At 61.2% G+C, this 15,802-nt stretch carries 15 protein-coding genes; 8 read left to right on the top strand and 7 right to left on the bottom strand.

The window, feature by feature from the left end; translation table 11 throughout:
- The first annotated feature begins 44 nt into the window (after positions 1 to 44).
- From RGAI101_RS10585 to RGAI101_RS10565, 5 genes are read left to right on the top strand one after another with little or no spacing between them, the layout of a single operon-like run.
- Entirely contained in the window at positions 45 to 1,364 is a 1,320-nt protein-coding gene (locus RGAI101_RS10585) for an NAD(P)/FAD-dependent oxidoreductase (protein WP_008225707.1), read from the top strand.
- Positions 1,361 to 2,122 carry a DUF1365 domain-containing protein gene (locus tag RGAI101_RS10580; RefSeq protein WP_008227312.1) on the top strand — a complete coding sequence of 254 codons (762 nt, stop codon included), beginning with the start codon at positions 1,361 to 1,363 and terminating at the stop codon, positions 2,120 to 2,122. The genes RGAI101_RS10585 and RGAI101_RS10580 overlap by 4 nt, the downstream gene beginning before the upstream one ends.
- Positions 2,119 to 3,363 carry an MFS transporter gene (locus RGAI101_RS10575; RefSeq protein ID WP_008225913.1) on the top strand — a complete coding sequence of 415 codons (1,245 nt, stop codon included), beginning with the start codon at positions 2,119 to 2,121 and terminating at the stop codon, positions 3,361 to 3,363. Before RGAI101_RS10580 ends, RGAI101_RS10575 begins: the two co-directional genes overlap by 4 nt.
- Before the next feature lie 2 nt (positions 3,364 to 3,365).
- Entirely contained in the window at positions 3,366 to 3,923 is a 558-nt protein-coding gene (locus RGAI101_RS10570) for a DUF3833 family protein (RefSeq protein WP_008226833.1), read from the top strand.
- Positions 3,920 to 4,657 (top strand): SDR family NAD(P)-dependent oxidoreductase, encoded by a 738-nt coding sequence (locus RGAI101_RS10565; RefSeq protein WP_008227475.1) that lies wholly within the window; start codon positions 3,920 to 3,922, stop codon positions 4,655 to 4,657. The genes RGAI101_RS10570 and RGAI101_RS10565 overlap by 4 nt, the downstream gene beginning before the upstream one ends.
- A 164-nt stretch (positions 4,658 to 4,821) precedes the next feature.
- Here RGAI101_RS10565 and RGAI101_RS10560 read toward each other — a convergent pair whose 3' ends face one another.
- Genes RGAI101_RS10560 through RGAI101_RS10550 form a run of 3 tightly spaced genes read right to left on the bottom strand, consistent with a single transcriptional unit; the run spans position 4,822 to position 7,165 of the window.
- Positions 4,822 to 5,883, bottom strand: a complete 1,062-nt coding sequence (locus tag RGAI101_RS10560) for a saccharopine dehydrogenase (protein ID WP_008228266.1) — start codon at positions 5,881 to 5,883, stop codon at positions 4,822 to 4,824.
- Positions 5,880 to 6,500: a glutathione S-transferase family protein gene (locus tag RGAI101_RS10555; RefSeq protein ID WP_008228410.1), complete on the bottom strand. Its 621-nt coding sequence runs from the start codon at positions 6,498 to 6,500 to the stop codon at positions 5,880 to 5,882. Before RGAI101_RS10555 ends, RGAI101_RS10560 begins: the two co-directional genes overlap by 4 nt.
- A gap of 11 nt (positions 6,501 to 6,511) precedes the next feature.
- Entirely contained in the window at positions 6,512 to 7,165 is a 654-nt protein-coding gene (locus RGAI101_RS10550; protein ID WP_008225756.1) for a histidine phosphatase family protein, read from the bottom strand.
- Positions 7,166 to 7,380: 215 nt separating this feature from the next.
- On the opposite strand from RGAI101_RS10550, the gene fdhF reads away from it, so the two are divergent.
- A complete protein-coding gene (gene fdhF / locus RGAI101_RS10545) occupies positions 7,381 to 10,149 on the top strand; it encodes a formate dehydrogenase subunit alpha (protein ID WP_008228137.1) in 2,769 nt (922 codons plus the stop codon).
- Between the two features lie 199 nt (positions 10,150 to 10,348).
- Positions 10,349 to 11,554: a Zn-dependent hydrolase gene (locus RGAI101_RS10540; RefSeq protein WP_008225410.1), complete on the top strand. Its 1,206-nt coding sequence runs from the start codon at positions 10,349 to 10,351 to the stop codon at positions 11,552 to 11,554.
- Here the strand turns inward: RGAI101_RS10540 and RGAI101_RS10535 are convergent.
- Complete coding sequence (locus RGAI101_RS10535) at positions 11,543 to 11,770, bottom strand: WGR domain-containing protein (protein WP_037227968.1); 228 nt, start codon at positions 11,768 to 11,770, stop codon at positions 11,543 to 11,545. The two genes, RGAI101_RS10540 and RGAI101_RS10535, sit on opposite strands and share 12 nt — an antisense overlap.
- 124 nt (positions 11,771 to 11,894) lie before the next feature.
- On the opposite strand from RGAI101_RS10535, the gene RGAI101_RS10530 reads away from it, so the two are divergent.
- Positions 11,895 to 12,653, top strand: coding sequence for an enoyl-CoA hydratase/isomerase family protein (locus RGAI101_RS10530; protein WP_008228157.1), 759 nt, complete (start codon positions 11,895 to 11,897; stop codon positions 12,651 to 12,653).
- Here RGAI101_RS10530 and RGAI101_RS10525 read toward each other — a convergent pair.
- Genes RGAI101_RS10525 through RGAI101_RS10515 form a run of 3 tightly spaced genes read right to left on the bottom strand, consistent with a single transcriptional unit; the run spans position 12,650 to position 15,719 of the window.
- Positions 12,650 to 13,120 carry a GNAT family N-acetyltransferase gene (locus RGAI101_RS10525; RefSeq protein ID WP_037227964.1) on the bottom strand — a complete coding sequence of 157 codons (471 nt, stop codon included), beginning with the start codon at positions 13,118 to 13,120 and terminating at the stop codon, positions 12,650 to 12,652. The two genes, RGAI101_RS10530 and RGAI101_RS10525, sit on opposite strands and share 4 nt — an antisense overlap.
- A complete protein-coding gene (locus tag RGAI101_RS10520) occupies positions 13,111 to 13,812 on the bottom strand; it encodes a response regulator transcription factor (RefSeq protein WP_008225893.1) in 702 nt (233 codons plus the stop codon). The genes RGAI101_RS10525 and RGAI101_RS10520 overlap by 10 nt, the downstream gene beginning before the upstream one ends.
- The gene (locus RGAI101_RS10515) at positions 13,809 to 15,719 is read right to left on the bottom strand and encodes a PAS-domain containing protein (RefSeq protein ID WP_008227812.1); all 1,911 of its coding nucleotides are present in this window, start codon (positions 15,717 to 15,719) and stop codon (positions 13,809 to 13,811) included. The genes RGAI101_RS10520 and RGAI101_RS10515 overlap by 4 nt, the downstream gene beginning before the upstream one ends.
- Between the last annotated feature and the right edge of the window lie 83 nt (positions 15,720 to 15,802).

Raw genomic sequence — 15,802 nt, 5'->3', positions numbered from 1 at the left:
CGTATTACCTTCACGACACCCAACATACTGGATATCGACCTCTTATGCCGTTTGAAGCCATCGACCCGCCCTTGCCCGACACCCTGACAGGCCTACGCAAAATCGCCGTGATCGGTGCCGGAATCTCCGGGATGGGGGCCGCGCATATGCTGGGGGATGACCATCGCGTTACGATTTTCGAAACCGAAGCGCGACTGGGCGGTCATGCCCGCACCAGGATCGCAGGCAAAAATGGCGACCAGCCGGTGGATACCGGGTTTATCGTGTTCAACTACGCCAATTATCCTCATCTTGCGGCCCTGTTCAAGGAACTGGACGTGCCGGTCATTGAATCCAACATGAGCTTTGGGGCGTCGATCGACGGGGGCCGGCTGGAATATGCGCTGATGACGATGGATTCGATCTTTGCGCAGCGGCGTAATCTGGCGAACCCGAAATTCTTGCGCATGCTCAGTGATATTTTGCGGTTCAACAATACCGCCACGAGGATCGCCCAGGACCGGTCGCTGACCATCGAGGGGTTTCTGGATAAGCTGGGCGCGGGCGACTATTTCCGCAAATATTACCTGACGCCGCTGTCAGGGGCGATCTGGTCGACGCCGGTGGACAAGATACTGGATTTCCCGGCCTATTCGATGATCGACTTTTTCGAGAACCACGCCTTGCTTAGCCACACGGGCCAGCATCAGTGGTACACGGTGCAAGGCGGATCGATTCAATACGTCAGACGGCTCGAGACATCATTGATCGCCAAGGGGACTGACATCCGGCTGAACGCCGCTGTCCAATCCGTGCGGCGCACGGGTCTGGGCGTCGAAGTGAAAACGGCTGGCGGTGCATGGGAAGCCTTTGATGCCGTGATCTTTGCCACCCATTCCGACGATACGCTGGCGATGCTGTCCGATCCAAGCCCGCAAGAAGCCGCTGCGTTGGGGGCAGTGAAATACCAGCCCAACAATATCGTGTTGCATGCGGATGCGTCGATCATGCCCAAGCGCCGCAAGACATGGGCGTCCTGGGTTTATGCCGAAGAAAAGGGCCAGAAATCAGAGCGTATCGATCTGACCTATTGGATGAACTCGCTGCAACCCATCCCTATGGACGACCCGCATTTCGTCACGCTCAACACCACGCGCACGATCCGCGAGGAACTGATCTATGATCAGGTCACCCTGCGCCATCCGGTCTATGATCGCGGTGCCTTGGCTGCGCAGGAACAGATGCGCGGTTTCAACGGGACCAACAACACATGGTTCTGCGGGGCCTGGATGAAGCATGGTTTCCACGAGGATGGACTGTCTAGCGCGGTCGATGTGGTGCAAGGCATCAGAGGCGCTGCAAAGGTGGCCTTGGCCGCCGAATGACCGACGGCGTCGATCATATCGTCGGCGTGACCTATCATGGGCGCAAGGGCGCGGTCGAAAATGCCTTCCGCTACTCGGTTGATTACATCGTTTTGGATGCCGAAGCGCCACTGAGGACGCCGACCCTGTTCGCGCGCAACCGCAGCGGCCTGACATCGTTGCACGACAGCGACCATGGCGGGGCCAAGGGGGCCGGACGCGGTGCCGCCTGGGTACGTGACGTCTTGGCGCAACATCAGATCGAGGGCGTCACCAAGATCGAGATCATGGCACAGCCGCGCGTTCTCGGACATGTGTTCAATCCGGTCAGCTTTTGGCTTTGTCGCCGGCAGGACGGCGCGCTGATCACGGTGATTGCCGAAGTGTCGAATACCTTTGGCGACCGCCACAGCTATCTGTGCCAACACCCTGACCTGCGCGAGATCAAGCCGGATGACCATCTGCACGCGACCAAGATATTTCACGTCTCGCCCTTTCAACCGGTCGAGGGGTCGTACCGTTTCCGCTTTGACATCCGCCCCGACCGTGTCGGGATCTGGATCGACTACACCCAAGCCGATGGCGGGCTGATCGCGACATTGACCGGCACGCGCAAGCCGCTGACGAATGCCGGCATCCTGCGGTCCCTGCTGCGCCGCCCGTTTGGCGCACGCCGCGTTCTGGCGTTGATCCACTGGCAGGCGCTCAAGCTTTGGTGGAAAGGTGGCGGCTATAAACCCCGTCCCGACCCGCCCGACAAAGAGGTCTCGCGCGGATGAAGCCCGCGGCGCGGCACCTTCCGGCCTATGCGCTGTTCGCGGCCCTTCTGGCTGCTGCGGGGCTGCCGATCTATATCCACGCCCCAAAGTTTTTCGTCGATGAATATGGTGTTTCCCTCGCGGCTTTGGGGACCGTTTTGTTTGTGCTGCGCCTGCTGGACGTGGTGCAGGACCCGTTGCTTGGCAAGCTCTCCGAGAAACTGCGCGACCACCGCGGGATTGCTGTTGCTGTGGCCTGCGCGGTGATGGCTGGTTCGATGATCGCGCTGTTTGCGGTGCCGCCGCTGCTGCCGCCGCTTTGGTGGTTTGCCGTCACGCTGACAGGGGTTTTTTCGGCGTTCAGCTTTTTGACCATCTGCTTTTATGCCCAAGGCGTGGCCAAGGCCGACGCAGCCGCTTTGCCCGGCACCGGACATCTGTCGCTCGCCCGCTGGCGCGAGACGGGTGCCTTGCTGGGGGTCTGTGTGGCCTCTGTGGTGCCCGTTGCCTTGGGGGCGGTGATGGACGCGCCCTTTACCGGGTTCGCCGTCGGGTTCGCGGTGCTGTCCCTGGCATCGGTTGTTGCAATGCGCGGTGAATGGCGCAGCGTCGGGGTTCCGTCAGCGACCGGGTTTGGCACCGTGCTGCGCGATCCTGTTGCGCGCCGCCTGCTGCTGATCGCCCTGCTGAATGCGGCACCGGTAGCAGTCACGTCGACGCTCTTTTTGTTCTATGTCGAAAGCGCCCTGCAGGCCCCTGGATGGGAGGGGCCATTGCTGTTGCTGTTCTTTCTGTCCGCCGCGGCCGCAGCGCCATTCTGGGGCCTGCTGGCCGAACGCCTCGGCCCCAAGCCGGTGCTGCTGGGGGCCATGGTGCTGGCCATCGTCGCCTTCGCAGGCGCGCTGACGCTGGCGGCTGGCGACATCGGGGCCTTTGCACTTGTGTGCATCGGTTCGGGTGCGGCACTGGGGGCTGACCTGACGCTGCTGCCCGCCATGTTTGCCACCCGCATGGCCAAGATTGCGCCATCCGCCGCCGAAGGATTCGGGCTGTGGTCGCTTGTCTCGAAGTTCACGCTTGCTTTCGCTGCGGTCACGCTACTTCCAATACTACACGCTGCTGGCTTTGACAGCGGTGCTTTGGTGACCCCACCCGAGGCGTTGACGACACTGGTCTGGCTCTATGCCGGCCTGCCCTGCGTGCTCAAGAGCGCTGCAGTCGCGTTGCTTGTGGGGGCAAATCTGCAAGAGGACGGTCCCTGAAGATGGAAATGACTTATTTGTTCATCGGTGCGGGTGTTGTCTTGCTTGCCGCAGCGCTGCGGTGCAAATTCTGGGCGTTTTCCGGCCAGAAACCGGCGGATTATGCGGATGATCTGCTAGTTCTGGACATGAAGAAACACCTGAACGGAGAGATGGTCTGCGAAGGCGTCATCTTTGGGCCTGCGGGGCGTGTGACAAGTAGTTTCGTCGCGGATTTCAACGTATCATGGGACGGTGACACAGCGCAGATCAATGAACACTTCGTTTATGATAATGAGGCGACCCAGGACCGTGTCTGGACGATCACGCTGGGCGCAGGCGGTCGGTTTACCGCGACAGCCCCGGATGTGCCGGGCGTTGGGCGCGGTCAGCATTCCGGATCAACGATACAGCTCAGGTATCCGATAAAACTGCCTGACGAACTGGGCGGCCACACCTTGCAAACCATCGATTGGATCTACCTTACCTCCGATGGAACAATGATCAACCGCAGCCAGTTTCGCAAATATGGCATACGGGTCGCAGAACTGGTCGCGACGATCCGAACAAAGGACAGATGATGAAAAACGCTTGGCAAGGAAAACGGTATTGGCTGGTCGGTGCCAGCGCCGGATTGGGTGAGGCGCTGGCGCACAGGATCAACCGTGCAGGGGCCGAAGTAATTTTGTCCGCCCGGTCTGAAGTCAAGCTCGCCAAACTGGTTGAGGAGCTTCCGGGTAGGGCCAGCTATCAGACGATGGATGTCCAGGATATCGAAAGCGTGCGCGCAGCGGTTTCTGCCGTGGGCGAAGTCGATGGCATCGTCTATCTGGCCGGTGCCTATTGGCCTTTCGGAGCGAAAGCCTGGGAAGCGGATCACGCGACGACGATGATCGACGTCAATCTGACAGGCCTCGTCCGGGTGCTTGGCGAAGTGGTGCCAGGCATGGTCAAGAAAGACGCCGGCCATATCGTGATCACCTCAAGTCTGACAGCATTTCGCGGGTTGCCCCGATCGATCGGGTACACAGCCTCCAAGTCTGGTACGCTGTCCTTGGCGGAATGCATGTATGCCGATCTGCGCAAGACGGGCGTCAAGGTGCAGGTCATCAACCCGGGTTTCATCAAGACGCAGCTGACCGAAAAGAACGACTTCAAGATGCCTTTCCTTATGGAGCCCGACGCCGCCGCCCAGGAAGTGTTCGATCACATGAACAGTGATCGGTTCAAGAAGAGCTTCCCATTCGCGTTTTCGCTTCTGTTCCGCTTTGCGCAATTCTTGCCAGATTCCATCTATTATCGCGTTTTCGGCTAAGCCAGCATCGACCCAATGGTGTCGTCTTGCGACGACATTACATTTTCTGCGTTCCCCTCGCTTCTCTGGCTCTTAAATATTCCCGCCGGAGGCATCTTTTTATTGGCGCGCGCCCAAGGGTTTCGCCTTCGGCGAGGATATTTGAGAGCCAGAGAAACGGGCGATCAAAGTGCGTTTCGATGTTGGTCAAAAAGGGCTTTGGTCCTTAGCCATACTGGGGCCCCGGGGCGGGACAGACTGCCTAGTGTGTCGAGAAGCTGTGCTGCGTAGTCTTCAGAGCTCTCGAGCGGAAGCATCGACGGCAGGTTGTCGATGGCCGTCACGTCAAGTGGGGGCGCGTCGTGAAGGCGGAGCGCGGGTTCTTCCCAGGTCGTTGCGCGGTCATAGACCGGGACAGGGTTGAAATCGCTGTCGGGGTCGCAGGCGATGTCGCCGATGACCCGCAGGTTGCGTGGCAGGATTGCCGCGTCTTTTGGAACGAATACGGGCGTTTGTGGGCCTGCGAGGATGCAGTTGAAAAACAGCCCGTGTTCCAGGATTTCGGGGAATGGGCCACCATGTGCCGTTTGCGCCATGTCCCAACCGGTAACGGGGATATTCAGGCGCTTGCAGAGGTCCGATGCGCCTGTTCCGACCCGGCCGAGCGCGCCGATCACCAAGGCATCGGGCAGGCGGGCAGACAGGGCTTCCAGGTCGGTTTTGAGTTCGGCCGTGAGCGTATCCGCGTTTGCGTAGGGGGTAATCGGGGCTGCCGATGTCCCGTGCCTCTGGGCGATCCAGCATTTGACCGCGACAGCAGCCCCCGCGAAACCGGCCCAATAGCCGAAGGCGGCGACGCGGCGACCTGTGTCATCGGTGAGATATTCCAGATCGTACAACGTGCCTTCACCGGCGTTGAAGCGCTTGAGAAGGATGCGCCCGGCAGATTGTCCCTTGTAGGCGTGGCCGAACATGATGTGGCGGTGCTTGAGCGGCGTGCCATCGTCGGGCAGTTCTTTCAGACCAAAGATGATGGCATCATCCGGGGCGTCGGGCCAACTGTTCTGCGGTGCGATGGTGCAGCCTGCCTGGGCGTAGGCGTCGGTCGGGATAACGCGGGTATCCGACGCCTCGACCGTGACGCGGTAACCTTGGGCCAGCAGGGTTGCCGCCCCCGCAGGTGTCAAACCCACGCGGGTTTCGTTGTCGCGCTGTTCAGCGCGGACCCAAAGATGGGGTGCGGTCATAGCATGGCCTTTTCGTAGATGGTTCCGACGCTGGCCCGCTGCTTCATTTCAGTCATGAAGTTCAGGATTTTCGGATAGAGCGCGACATCGACGCCGTCCCCTGAAAGCCAGTTGCAGACGATGAAAAGATATGGGTCGGCGATGCTGAAATTGTCCCCCAGCACATAATCGCCGCGCAGGATGTGGGTGTCGACATAGGCGGCACAGGCCGACATGGTCTGCAGGACCATGGCAGTCATGTCATCAAAGCTGGATTGCTGCGTGGCCCAACGTGAACCGCGCATCTTGTGGGCGTGTGCAACGTGCATGGTTGATGCGAGGTAGTACATGGCGCTGCGCATGTGGGCCGCATCTTTGGGATCGGCAGGCACAAGGTTTTTATCTGCCGCGATGGCCGCGATGTATTCCAGCAGCGCGCCGGTTTCGGTCAGCACCGTCCCGTCATCCAGAACCAGTGCAGGTACGCGCCCCTTGGGGTTCAGCGCAAGGTAATCGGGCTGTGTCTGCTCGGCGGTTTTGAAATCGATCTTGATCGCCTCATAGGGCAGCGCGGCTTCTTCGAGCGTGATGGCCACGGCAATCGAGATGGTGCCCGGAGCGTAGTAAAGTTTGAGCATGATCTGACCTTTCAGATATGGGTTTGCGCTGTGCGGCGCTCGGCGGTGTCAAGGTGGGGGACCGCATTGAACAGGACGGGCGACCAGTGGCCGCCGATGGGAAACAGGCGGTGCATCGACGTGTTCATGATTGCCAGTGCCATGCGTGCCATTGCGGGCACGCCGAGCCCCATCGCCTGCGCCATCGCCATCGAGATCAGCCCGCCGGAGGTCACCACAAGCGCGGGGCCTTGGCCTGCTGCAATCTCCTCCAGCACCGACTGGATGCGCGCCTCGAAGCTGGCGTAGCTTTCCGGGGGATTGTCGAGCTTGTCGCTTTTCCACGTCTCGAACACCAGCGGCAGGTGCGCGCTGAACCCGTGCTGGTCATCGGGGAGGGGGACGCCGTGTTGCTGCTCCAGCAGGGTGGCAAGGGTGAAGTATTCGAGTTCGTTCAAGCGGGCGTCGCGGATGGGGGTAAGCCCGGTGTTCATGCCGTCTGCCGTTTCGATATGGCGGCGCAGTGTTCCGGTATAAAGCCGGGTGTGGTGGGTTTCTGAGTGGCGCAGGTGATCGCCCAGCCAGGCCGCCTGTTGGTGGCCAAGCGGGCTGAGCATGTCGTAGCTGGCTTCGTCCGTGGCGGCGGAATTTGCCTGACCGTGGCGGATAAGGGTGATGTGGGACATGGGCGCGCCTTTTGCTGTTGGGCCTTTGATAGGCAAGCGCTGCGCGGGTTGGAAGGGCCGGAGCCTTCGGCGAGGATATTTTTTAGCCAGAGAAGCGAGGGGAAGCGTATCGGAAACAGCCGTGGCGCAAAATCGGGGTGGTGTGTCGGGATTGTGACTGCCGTTGCATGATGTTGCGGATTAGACTGCGGAAACGAGTTGCAGGAGGATCCCCCATGGCCGAGACAATTTCATTTACGCTGGATGGCGAAAAGGTCGAGGCCGAGGTCGGGATGACCATCTGGGAGGTTGCCAACGGGCGCGGCCTGAAAATCCCGCATCTGTGTTACACCCCCGAGCCGGGCTATCGCCCTGATGGCAATTGCCGCGCCTGTATGGTCGAGATCGAGGGTGAGCGGGTCCTGGCGGCGTCATGTCTGCGCGAGCCTGCCGACGGGATGGTTGTGACCACCAACAACGCCCGCGCGGAAAATGCGCGCAAGATGGTAATGGAACTGCTGGTCACCGATCAGCCGGTCCAAGACGTGGCGCATGACAAGTCGAGCCATCTTTGGGATATGGCGGCGCTGAACGGGATTGAGTCCAGCCGTTTTCCGAAGCTGGAGGAGGGGCGCATACCGCTGCTGGATGACAGCCATGTGGCGATGCGGGTCAATCTGGATGCCTGCATCCAATGCAACCTGTGTGTGCGGGCCTGCCGCGAGGTTCAGGTGAATGACGTCATCGGCATGTCGGGCCGGGGCCATGACAGCTATCCGACCTTTGACATGGCAGACCCGATGGGGGCGTCGTCTTGTGTCGCGTGCGGCGAATGCGTGCAAGCCTGTCCGACAGGGGCCTTGATGGAGGCCACGGTCGTCGATGATGCCCAGGTCGGGGACCGCGCGGATTTCGACAGCGAAGTCGACAGCATTTGCCCGTTCTGCGGTGTGGGCTGTCAGGTGTCGCTGAAGGTCAAGGACGGCAAGATCAAATATGTCGAAGGCATCAACGGCCCCGCGAACGAGGGGCGTTTGTGCGTGAAGGGGCGGTTCGGGTTCGACTATATCCACCACCCGCATCGGCTGACCAAGCCATTGATCCGCCGCGACGACGCGCCTGCCAAGGGGCTGAACGTCGATCCCGGAAATTGGCACACGCATTTCCGCGAGGCGTCCTGGGACGAGGCGTTGGATTTCGCGGCCAATGGCATGAAAAAGATCGGCGGGCGTGGTGTTGCCGGTTTCGGGTCGGCCAAATGCACCAACGAGGAAGCCTATCTGTTCCAGAAGATCATCCGGCAAGGTTTCGGTCACAACAACGTCGATCACTGCACGCGGCTGTGCCATGCGTCGTCGGTTGCCGCGTTGATGGAGAATGTCGGATCGGGGGCTGTCACCGCGACGTTCAACCAGATCGAAAACGCGGATGTGGCAATTGTGATCGGGGCGAACCCGACCGAAAACCATCCGGTCGCGGCGACCTTCTTCAAGCAGTTCGCCAAGCGCGGCGGCAAGTTGATCGTGATGGACCCGCGCGGCCAGGCGCTCAAGCGGCATGCGTCGCATATGCTGCAATTCCGGCCCGGTACGGATGTGTCGATGCTGAATGCGATCATGCATGTGATCGTCGAAGAAAAGCTGTACGATCAACAGTATATCGAAGCCTATACCGAAAATTGGGAAATCGAGAAGGCGCATCTTAAGACGTTTACGCCCGAAAAGATGGCCAAGATTTGCGGTATTGATGCCGAAACCCTGCGTGATGTGGCGCGGACTTTCGCCGGTGCCAATGCTGCCATGATCTTCTGGGGCATGGGCGTGTCGCAGCATATTCACGGCACTGATAACGCACGCTGTCTGATTTCGCTTGCGCTGATGACGGGTCAGATCGGGCGACCCGGTGCGGGGCTGCATCCGCTGCGCGGGCAGAACAACGTACAAGGGGCGTCCGACGCTGGGCTGATCCCGATGTTCCTGCCGGATTACCAACCGGTTGCGGATGACGGTGTGCGATCGGCCTTTACCGAGGTATGGAAAAGCGCAGATTTCAGCAATCAAAAGGGCCTGACGGTGATCGAGATCATGGATGCGATCCATGACGGCGATATTCGCAGCCTTTATGTTCTGGGCGAAAACCCTGCGATGTCGGACCCCGATGTGGAACATGCCCGTGATGCGCTGGCCAAGCTTGAACATCTGGTGGTGCAGGATATTTTCCTGACCGAAACGGCGAATTTCGCCGATGTGATTATGCCAGCTTCCGCCTTTGCCGAGAAGACAGGCACAGTGACCAACACCAACCGTCAGGTACAGATGGGCCGTGCTGCGGTGGTGCCACCCGGTGAGGCGAAAGAGGATTGGTGGATCGAGGTCGAATTGGCCAAGCGGCTGGGGCTGGAGTGGGCCTATTCCCACCCGAGCGAGGTGTTCGCGGAAATGAAGCTGAACATGTCGTCTCTTAACAACATCACATGGGACCGGCTTGAGGGCGAAGGCGCGGTGACGTACCCGTCGACCAGCCCCACCGATCCCGGGCAGGCGATTGTCTTTGGTGACGGGTTCCCCCGCCAGGACGGGCGCGCCCGGTTTACGCCGGCCAGCATCATCGCGCCCGATGACGCCCCGGACGAGGACTATCCGATGATCCTGACCACGGGGCGGCAGTTGGAGCATTGGCACACCGGTTCAATGACGCGGCGGTCTGCCGTGCTGGACGGGCTTGAGCCCGAGGCGAATTGTTCGCTGCATCCGTCTACCCTGCGCAAGCTGGGTGTGGCCCCCGGCGAACATGTCAGGCTGACGACAAAGCGCGGCATGATCGAGATCATGGCCCGTGAAGACCGCGCCGTATCGCCGGACATGGTGTTCCTGCCCTTTGCCTATGTCGAGGCGGCGGCGAACATCCTGACGAACCCGGCGGTTGATCCCTATGGCAAGATCCCCGAATTCAAATTCTCGGCCGTCAAGGTCGAGGCGGCGAAGGGGGCCGTTGCGGCGGAGTAGGTCTGTCACGCCATGACGCATTTTCATTCGGGATGTTGCTTGAAAAAGCGCGTCGGCCATTCCGGTCTTGCATCGCCTTGGTTTCCGCGTTCTGCTGGGGGTCGATAATTATCGACTTGAACAGATATTTTAAGGGATGAGGGACGCTGTCCCTCAAACTCCCTGGGATATTTCAGAGCCAGAGAAGGTGGGGCATAGCATGCGGATTGAAGCAGACAGGTTTTTGAAGGATTTGCATGCGTTGCGCGGCTTTGGCGCGTCGGGGGTGGGAAAGGGCGTTGTGCGCCCGGCATATTCGGACGCTGATATTGCGGCGCGGCGCTGGCTTGCACGGCAGATGGAAGATGCGGGCCTGCGCGTTGAAGTGGATGCGATGGGCAATCTGTTCGGATTGGCAGAGGGGCCGTCTTTGCTGCTGGGGTCGCATTCGGACAGCCAGCCGGAGGGCGGTTGGCTGGACGGTGCCCTGGGGGTGATTGCAGCGCTTGAGGTCGCAAGGGCGGCGCGAGATGCAGGCGGGCCTGCGGTGTCGGTCGTATCCTTTCAAGATGAAGAGGGGCGATTTGGCGTGACCACGGGCAGTGCCGTCTGGTCAGGGCAGTTGACGCAAAAGGATGCGGATCGGCTGGTGGATCATGCCGGAATCGCTTTGGGTGATGCGCGGCGTGCGGTCGCGGATATGGTGACGGGCGCAGTGTCGGCAGAGCAATTTACCGGTTTTATCGAGCTCCACATCGAGCAGGGTCCGACGCTGGACACCAGTGGCGAACAAATCGGTGTTGTCACTGATATCGTTGGCATTCGCGACATGAAGATTACTTTTGAGGGGCAGCAAAACCATGCCGGCACCACACCGATGCATCTGCGGCGCGACGCGTTTCAGGCCGTATCGGCCTTTAACGCAGTGTTGAATGACCGGCTGCGCAATGTGGTCACGCCGCAAACCGTCTGGACGATCGGGCATCTGTCGCTGCATCCCAATGCGTCTTCTATCGTGCCCGGACGTGCGGTGTTTTCGATGCAGTGGCGCGATGCGGACAGTGATCGCCTGGGGCGGATGGAGACGGTCATTCGCACCGCAGCGTCCGAGATCGCGGAGGACCGCGGGATGGACCTGAGCTATGGGCCGATGTTGGGGTTGGAGCCTGTTTCGATGGATCAGCGGTTGCGCAGTGCGCTGGAGGCGGGGGCCGAGGCCGTTGCGCCGGGCAAGTGGCGCACGCTGCCGTCGGGTGCCCTGCATGACGCGACGAACGTGTCGCGGCTGATGCCAGTGGCCATGCTGTTCGTGCCGTCGATTGGCGGGCTCAGCCATACATTCGAGGAAGACACGGGCGAAGCGGACCTGGTTGCCGGGGTGCAGGTGCTGGCACATGCGGTCGCACGGTTGGGATCAGAAGCGTAGATATCCACGCCGCTCTGCGCGGTTGCGGTGTCGGTCCGCAACACGAGACGCCTCGCGCAGGTTGCTGAAGCATTGCACGATTGCTTTGGGGCGTCCGCCTGCCACGCCCCATTCGCGCAGCACAGAGACTTCGCTGAACAGGTTCATCGCGATTTCAACGCGGTAGAACAGCCGCCCCTGAGCGCGTCCCGTGCGGTAAAGAAGGCATTCAATCATTTGTTGAATCTAGCGCCGAGGCACTTGGGGGCGCAATGAAAATCCACCCCGTGTCGGGCTTTTTTAAGGTGACAGTCAGGGGATTGCATGAAACCTTCGGCGCAAAGCAGAAGGAAAGTTAACAATGACAGATACCCCTGACCTGATGCGCAGCGACCATGCGGGCGGTGTCGTTTGCCTGACCCTGAACCACGCGCCGGTCAATGCGATTTCCGCCCAAGGCCTGATGCAGTTTGCGCAGAGGATCAAGGCGCTCGAGGCGGATGCATCTGTGCGCGCCATCGTGATTGCATCGCCATTCAAGGTGTTTTCGGCCGGATTGAACCTGAAGCAGGCGCAAGGGTTTGATCTCGCGGCCCAGCACGCCATCGTGACCGCGCTGAATGACGGGTTCCTGGCCTTGTTCGCCTGCAAGAAACCGGTTGTCGTGGCTGTAAACGGTGCCGCGATTGCGGGCGGGCTGTTCTATGTGCTGGCCAGCGATGTCCGGCTTGCCGCGCCCAAGGCCGCCTTTGGGCTGGCCGAGGTTCGGGTGGGGGCGGATTTTCCCCTTGGCCCGCTTGAGATCGCGCGCGCGACGCTTTCACCCAATGATCTGCGGCGCTTGATGTTGACCGGGCAGCCGATGGCGGCGGAGGACGCGAAAATTTCGGGCATCGTGGACCGGATCGTGCCCGCCGAGGATTTGTTGCAAGCCGCGATAGACGAAGCCGCAGCGTTGGCGCAGATTCCGCCTGCGACCTTTGCGTCGGTCAAGCGGCAGATCAGGGGCGATGCGATTGCCAAGATCGAAGCGGGCATCGCGGCAGGGGCCAACACGCCGGAGGGGGGGTGGTTCAACGCTGAAACCGTGCCGGCGATGCGGGCGATGTTGGGCGGCTAGGGAACCGGCTTGCGCAGGGTTATGCTGGTGGGATGATCAAATCCGGTATGTGCGGTGCGCGCATGTTCGGTGAAGCCAAGCGCACGAAAAGTGGCGTGGTTATCCTCGAGCTCTATCCGCGTTTGCAGCTCCAGCACCGGCAGGCGCAAGGCACGGGCGCGCGCCGTTGCGTGATCGATCAGGTGGCGGGCAAGCCCGAGCCTTTGATGGGCAGGGGCCACGCAAACCTTGCCCAGATAAAGCCTGCCGGGCTTTTCGGTCAGGATCATGCAGGCAACAGGTGGCGCGCCAATGCACCAGATTTCGGCCTGCGCCGCAGTGTCCCGAAGGCTTGCCGCTGTCACCTGACCAAGAGAGCTTGGCGGTGAAATGCGGCCCTCCATATATCCGAAGCAATCGTGCATCAGGACCAGGAGGGGCCCAAGCGCAGGGTCGTCAGGACCCAGTTGATAGGGGGTCAGCTCCATGTCACGTCTCCCAGAAAGATATAGCCGGCACCGTAGATTGTTTTGATCAACTGCGGGTTTTTGGGGTCTTCGCGCAGTTTGGTGCGCAGCCGCGAGATGCGGACATCCATGGCGCGGTCAAAGCTTTCGGATGCGACGCCGCCCAGGCTGGTTTGCATTTGTGCGCGACTGATCAGGCGTTTGGGGGCGTCCAGAAACAGGCGCAGGACTTCGCCTTCCGCATGGGAGAACGGGGTTTCGGCCCCTGTGTCATCCTCGAGCGTGTACCGGTCGAAATGTGCCGTCCAGCCGTTGAAGGCGGCGACGTTGCCTGTTTGGGACGCGGGTTTCGGGCTGCGCAGGCGGGCGCGGATGCGGGCGACGACCTCGGCGGGGTCGAAGGGTTTGATGATGTAATCATCGGCCCCAAGTTCAAGCCCCGTCACGCGGTCCTGAACCTGCGCGCGACCCGAGATAATGATGACAATCGCCCCCTGTTCCAGCGCCAGGCGGTGCACCAGCGTCAGCCCGTCGGTGTCGGGAAGGGACAGATCGACAAGGCAGACATCGGGGGTGTGGGTGGCCAAGGCAGCCTCGAACGCGCGGGCGCGGCCAAAGCTGAGCGTGTCGAACCCGGCTTCCTCAAGCACTTCGGCAAGCAGGGTGCGGATTTCGGGTTCGTCGTCCAGAATGGTAACAAGGGGGCGTGTCATTGTGCTGCCATCTCCTTGGGGTTGATCAGGGCGGTCAGATCGTCCGGGCCAAAGGGCTTGCGCAGAACCGGGGCGCGCTTTTGCGCTTCAAGAAACAGCGCATCATCGGTGGGCAGGGACGTCATCAGCACCAGTGGCGGGGCGTCGGGCCCAAGGCGTTTCGCCAGGTCAAGGCCCGTGGCTTCGCCCACAAGCTGGATGTCGGACAGGATCAGCGCGATGTCCGGCAGGTCGGCCAGCAGGGCGGTCGCCTCGTCCGCGCTGGCGGCCTCGATCACGGAATGGCCCAGACCCATCAGCATGTCGCGCACCAGCGCGCGCAGGTCATCGGCGTCTTCGACCAACAGCACCAGCCCGGTGGTGGCGGCAACAGCGGGGCGGTAGGGCAGGCGCATCGTCACCAGCGCGCCGCTGTCCGTATTGGCCAGCCGCAGATCGCCGCCGGCTGATTTCACCATGTCATAAACCATTGCCAGCCCAAGGCCGGACCCTTCGGCCCCTTTGGTGGTGAAAAATGGCGTGAAACCGTTTTCAAGCGCCGAGGGCGAAAATCCCGGTCCGGTGTCGCGCAGCGCAAATTCGATCCAGGTATCATGGACCAGCTGCACCTCAAGCGTGACGACCCCCGCCGTGCCGCAGGCGTCGCGGGCATTGAGGATCAGGTTCAGCAGCCCGTCCTGCACCAACCCGCTGTCCAGCAGCACAGGGCGTTCCGGCATGCGGTTTACGATGCGCATTTCAAGGGCTTCGGGCAGGGTGGGCCGCGCCAGCACGCTGAGATCGGCCAGCATCGTGTCGATGTTGGTCGCCATCGGTCGCAAGGTCCGCGCGCCGGTCATATCGGCGATGGTACTCAGCAGGGCACCGCCGCGCCGTGCGGCAGCCAAGGTGCCTTCGATCAACGGGTGCGCCGTTGCGGGCAGGGCGTCCAGCCGCCCCAAACGCGACTGCAGGCCAAGGATAATCGTCAGCAGGTTCGAAAAATCATGCGCCAGGCCCGATATCACCTGCGCTGCGGATTCGCGCCGCCGCGTTTGTTGCAGGGCCGTCCGGTTCTGCGTTTCTTCGGTTACATCCATCGACAGAATGTAGACGCCGCCGTTGTTGTCCGGCGTGAAAGCGCCACGGATGCGGCGCGCAGTGGCGTGGTCGCTGAATTCCACAATGGATTGCTTTCCGGCATAGGCCTGGGTCAGCGACGGGGCGATGCTGTCATGCGCCTGCGCGCCCAGAACGTCGCGAATGCTGCGCCCGATCAGGTCGGTCGGCCGTCCGGGCATCACCGAGCTGAGCCGCCTGTTGGAATAGGTATAACGCCCGTCGGCATCGACATGGGCGATATGGGCGGGCATCATTTCGGTGGTCAGACGGGTGCGGGCCTCTGACAGGGTCAGTTGGCGCTTGGCCTCTTCCAATGCAGTGTTCATCGCGGCCAGTTCGCGGTTGGTGGCGGAAAGTTCTTCGGCGTGGGCGATGACCTGTCCCGACAGCGCGTCCGACCGGGCCCGCAACAACGCCTCGTGCTGTTTTGTGCGGGTGATGTCGGTATAGACCGTCACCCAGCCCCCCTGCGGCAGCGGCGACCCTTCGACCGAGATCGTGCGCCCGTTCGAGCGGGTACGTTCCATGTAATGCGCCTCGAATGCGCGGGCCTGTACCACGCGTTCATTTACGAAGGCGGCAACATCCGCGACATCGCCGTATTCACCGGTCCGCGCCAAGTGGGCGATGGTTTCCTGAAAGGTCGCGCCGGGCGTGACCAGCGCCCGCGGCAGATCGAACATCTGCTGGAAGGGCGCATTGCACAGCACCAGATTCAGGTCTGCATCATAAATCGTGAGGGCTTGCGCAATCAGGTTCAGCCCGGCCGCCGTCATCGCGTTGGTCTGCGTGTCGTTCAGCTGCATGTCTGCCCCCCTTTTCAGTCTTCAAGGGATACCACCTTAGCGGTGCTGGTGCCAAGGCTGTCGGATTAAAACCACCTTGTAAC

The organism is Roseobacter sp. GAI101, from assembly GCF_000156335.1.
Classification (GTDB): Bacteria; Pseudomonadota; Alphaproteobacteria; order Rhodobacterales; family Rhodobacteraceae; genus Sulfitobacter.
This window is presented reverse-complemented; position numbering and strand designations above follow the sequence as displayed.

Excerpts from the sequence above, each read along its gene's own strand:
- RGAI101_RS10585 (WP_008225707.1), top strand. The coding sequence starts at position 45 with ATGCCGTTTGAAGCCATCGACCCGCCCTTGCCCGACACCCTGACAGGC.
- RGAI101_RS10580 (WP_008227312.1), top strand. The coding sequence starts at position 1,361 with ATGACCGACGGCGTCGATCATATCGTCGGCGTGACCTATCATGGGCGC.
- RGAI101_RS10575 (WP_008225913.1), top strand. The coding sequence starts at position 2,119 with ATGAAGCCCGCGGCGCGGCACCTTCCGGCCTATGCGCTGTTCGCGGCC.
- RGAI101_RS10570 (WP_008226833.1), top strand. The coding sequence starts at position 3,366 with ATGGAAATGACTTATTTGTTCATCGGTGCGGGTGTTGTCTTGCTTGCC.
- RGAI101_RS10565 (WP_008227475.1), top strand. The coding sequence starts at position 3,920 with ATGATGAAAAACGCTTGGCAAGGAAAACGGTATTGGCTGGTCGGTGCC.
- RGAI101_RS10560 (WP_008228266.1), bottom strand. The coding sequence starts at position 5,883 with ATGACCGCACCCCATCTTTGGGTCCGCGCTGAACAGCGCGACAACGAA.
- RGAI101_RS10555 (WP_008228410.1), bottom strand. The coding sequence starts at position 6,500 with ATGCTCAAACTTTACTACGCTCCGGGCACCATCTCGATTGCCGTGGCC.
- RGAI101_RS10550 (WP_008225756.1), bottom strand. The coding sequence starts at position 7,165 with ATGTCCCACATCACCCTTATCCGCCACGGTCAGGCAAATTCCGCCGCC.
- fdhF (WP_008228137.1), top strand. The coding sequence starts at position 7,381 with ATGGCCGAGACAATTTCATTTACGCTGGATGGCGAAAAGGTCGAGGCC.
- RGAI101_RS10540 (WP_008225410.1), top strand. The coding sequence starts at position 10,349 with ATGCGGATTGAAGCAGACAGGTTTTTGAAGGATTTGCATGCGTTGCGC.
- RGAI101_RS10535 (WP_037227968.1), bottom strand. The coding sequence starts at position 11,770 with ATGATTGAATGCCTTCTTTACCGCACGGGACGCGCTCAGGGGCGGCTG.
- RGAI101_RS10530 (WP_008228157.1), top strand. The coding sequence starts at position 11,895 with ATGACAGATACCCCTGACCTGATGCGCAGCGACCATGCGGGCGGTGTC.
- RGAI101_RS10525 (WP_037227964.1), bottom strand. The coding sequence starts at position 13,120 with ATGGAGCTGACCCCCTATCAACTGGGTCCTGACGACCCTGCGCTTGGG.
- RGAI101_RS10520 (WP_008225893.1), bottom strand. The coding sequence starts at position 13,812 with ATGACACGCCCCCTTGTTACCATTCTGGACGACGAACCCGAAATCCGC.
- RGAI101_RS10515 (WP_008227812.1), bottom strand. The coding sequence starts at position 15,719 with ATGCAGCTGAACGACACGCAGACCAACGCGATGACGGCGGCCGGGCTG.